Source organism: Sphingobium sp. LMC3-1-1.1, assembly GCF_040676285.1.
Lineage (GTDB): Bacteria > Pseudomonadota > Alphaproteobacteria > Sphingomonadales > Sphingomonadaceae > Sphingobium.
In genome coordinates this window covers 1-2,459 of the sequence record NZ_JBEGHQ010000022.1, presented here as the reverse complement: position 1 = coordinate 2,459, position 2,459 = coordinate 1, and the positions used below count along the sequence as shown (strand labels likewise).

Below are 2,459 nucleotides of genomic sequence, written 5' to 3'. Positions count from 1 at the left end.
CGTAAGCGGTGTTCTCAGCCCACGTTGATCCAGGGCATGAGCGTATACACTCGATTGGCCGGGTGGCCGTTGGCGAGCGCGGATAGGGCCTGGGTCAGCCAGTCATGGGGATTGATGCCGCCCAGCTTGCAGTTTTCGATGAGCGTGGCGATGACCGCCCAGTTGTCGCCGCCCTCGTCGGAGCCAGCGAAAAGGGCATTCTTCCGATTCAAAGCCAGGGGGCGGATTGAACGCTCGACGGCATTGGTATCGAGCTCGATGCGGCCGTCATCGATGAAGCGAACGAGGCCGTCCCAGCGGATGGTCGCATAGCGAATGGCTTCGGCCAACTTGCTCTTGGCGCTGATCTGCCGGAGCCGGCCATCGAGATAGAGCTTGAGATCCTCGACGATGACGCGGCTTCGTTCGGCGCGCTGAAGGCGGCGCTGTTCAGCGACCGAGCCGCGCACCTCGTCTTCAATGGCATAGAGCATGGCGATCCGGCGCAGGATCTCGGTCGCGACCGGGGAACTGGCGGCTAGATCATAGAATTTGCGCCGAACATGGGACCAGCAGAAGGCGAGGCTGATCTGCTGCCCGCGCCGCTTGGCGAGAGCTGTATAGCCGCCATAGCCATCAACCTGCAGGATGCCTGCAAAGTCCCCAAGGTGGATGTCGGGCCGCTCGGCCTTGCGGTCCGCCGCATAGACATAGGCGACCATCGGCGGACCTGCGCCACCCCATGGTCGATCATCGCGGGCATAGGCCCATAGCTGGCCGGTTTTCGTTCTGCCGCGCCCTGGGTCAAGCACCGGCGCGGTGGTCTCGTCGGCGAACAGGCGCTCGGATCGCCGCAGCTCCTCAAGAGTCCGGTCGCGCAGCGGCCTCAGGTACCATGCTGCCCGGCCCACCCAATCCGCCAGGGTGGAGCGATCGAGCTTGATATCCTGCCGGGCATAGATCTGAGCCTGCCGGTATAGGGGAACATGATCGGCATACTTCGACACCAGCACCTGAGCGATCAGCGCTTCGGTCGGAATCCCGCCTTCGACTATCCGCGCCGGAGCCAGAGCCTGGATGATCGCGCCTTCACAGGAGCGGCAGCCATAGCGCGGGCGGCGCGTCACCAGCACGCGGAAGGTGGTGGGAACGACGTCCAGCCGCTCGGCAACATCTTCGCCGATCTGATGAAGCAGGCCTTTGCAGCAAGGACAGGCCTTGTCGTCAATATCGACAATCTGTTCGATCCGCTCGAGGTGGGCGGGCAATGAGCCGCGGTTGGTTTTGCGCGCCTGATCGCTGCGGGAGCGCGGCGCAACAGCTTCTCTGGCCGCGCGGGCATGCCCAAGCGCCGCCTCGACGTCTTCCAGTCCCAGCTGGAGCTGATCGGCATCGAGTTGCTCAGACCGGCGACCGAAACGGTGCCGCATGAAGGCGTCGATAATCGACTGAAGACGCTCGATCTCGGCGTCCGCCTCGCCCTTGGCAACGTTCAGGTCCGCCATTCTGGCTTCAGATGCGGCCCGCTCTTCCGCCAGCATCCGGGACTGTTCCAGGACGAGCGCGCGGAGCGCGTCGATGTCTTCCGGCAGGTCCGCTTGCGTGAGCATGGTAACAGTGAATCAGTGAGGCAAAGCCCCGTCAACCGGCAATCTGCGGGGCCTGTGGTCGACGGCCGCCATGGACCCGACGCCAGTCCAATCCCTCTAGAAGTGCACCCAACTGGGCGGCGGAAAGACGCATTACGCCGTCCTGAATGCCGGGCCACTTGAAGCCGCCTTGCTCCAGACGCTTCGCCATCAGGCACAGTCCTGTGCCGTCCCACCAGATCAGCTTGATCCGGTCGGCACGCTTGGCTCGAAAAACATAGATCACGCCAGAAAATGCATCGCCGCCATATTGCGCGCTCACCAACGCGGCCAAGGCGTCCGGCCCTTTGCGAAAATCCACCGGGCGCGTCGCCACCATGACGCGCGTGCCTGGACCAATCCCGATCACCGCTGCACCTGCAATGCCTGGATCACCGCCGTCACCAGATCGGCCTTAGCCGTACGGCCGATCCGAACGACGGCGCCTCCCATCTCAACCTCTATCGCGACATCGCTTGACAACGGCTTGGGAATGTCGGCCATGACCGGCACAAACATCGGTTCGGCATGGCTGGTGGCCTGACCTGCTTCCAACGCATAGCGCAACTCCCGGCGCCAAGTGTAGAGCAACGACGTGCGAATATCGTGCTGGCGGGAGAACTCGGCGATGTTGCCGCAACGCGCCATCTCCCCAACAATCGCCAGCTTCTGCTCCAGTGTCCAGATCCGCCGTCGACCTGCCATGTTGCGGAGCACCTCAGGGCGGCGGACAGGCTCCAGACCAACTCCAGTGCGGGTGTCCAGTGCGCTCGTAAGGCTGTGGGCTTCCATACCGCCCACCGTCTGCCCCAATCACCACATCGTGCAAGGTGGGTGGGAAACACCGCTTAC

The 2,459-nt window shown here is 63.5% G+C and carries 3 protein-coding genes; all 3 read right to left on the bottom strand.

Annotation, left to right across the window (positions count from 1 at the left end; translation table 11 throughout):
* Positions 1-14 precede the first annotated feature (14 nt).
* Positions 15-1,484: an IS66 family transposase gene (gene tnpC / locus MRBLMC3_RS13455; protein ID WP_363829576.1), complete on the bottom strand. Its 1,470-nt coding sequence runs from the start codon at positions 1,482-1,484 to the stop codon at positions 15-17.
* 136 nt (positions 1,485-1,620) lie between these two features.
* Complete coding sequence (tnpB, locus tag MRBLMC3_RS13450) at positions 1,621-1,947, bottom strand: IS66 family insertion sequence element accessory protein TnpB (RefSeq protein ID WP_218036281.1); 327 nt, start codon at positions 1,945-1,947, stop codon at positions 1,621-1,623.
* Positions 1,948-1,973: 26 nt separating this feature from the next.
* Positions 1,974-2,399 (bottom strand): transposase, encoded by a 426-nt coding sequence (locus tag MRBLMC3_RS13445; RefSeq protein WP_363829574.1) that lies wholly within the window; start codon positions 2,397-2,399, stop codon positions 1,974-1,976.
* Positions 2,400-2,459: the final 60 nt, after the last annotated feature.

Bases quoted from the DNA above. Each gene is read 5' to 3' on its own strand.
- MRBLMC3_RS13445 (WP_363829574.1), bottom strand. From the start codon at position 2,399: ATGGAAGCCCACAGCCTTACGAGCGCACTGGACACCCGCACTGGAGTT.
- tnpC (WP_363829576.1), bottom strand. From the start codon at position 1,484: ATGGCGGACCTGAACGTTGCCAAGGGCGAGGCGGACGCCGAGATCGAG.
- tnpB (WP_218036281.1), bottom strand. From the start codon at position 1,947: ATGGTGGCGACGCGCCCGGTGGATTTTCGCAAAGGGCCGGACGCCTTG.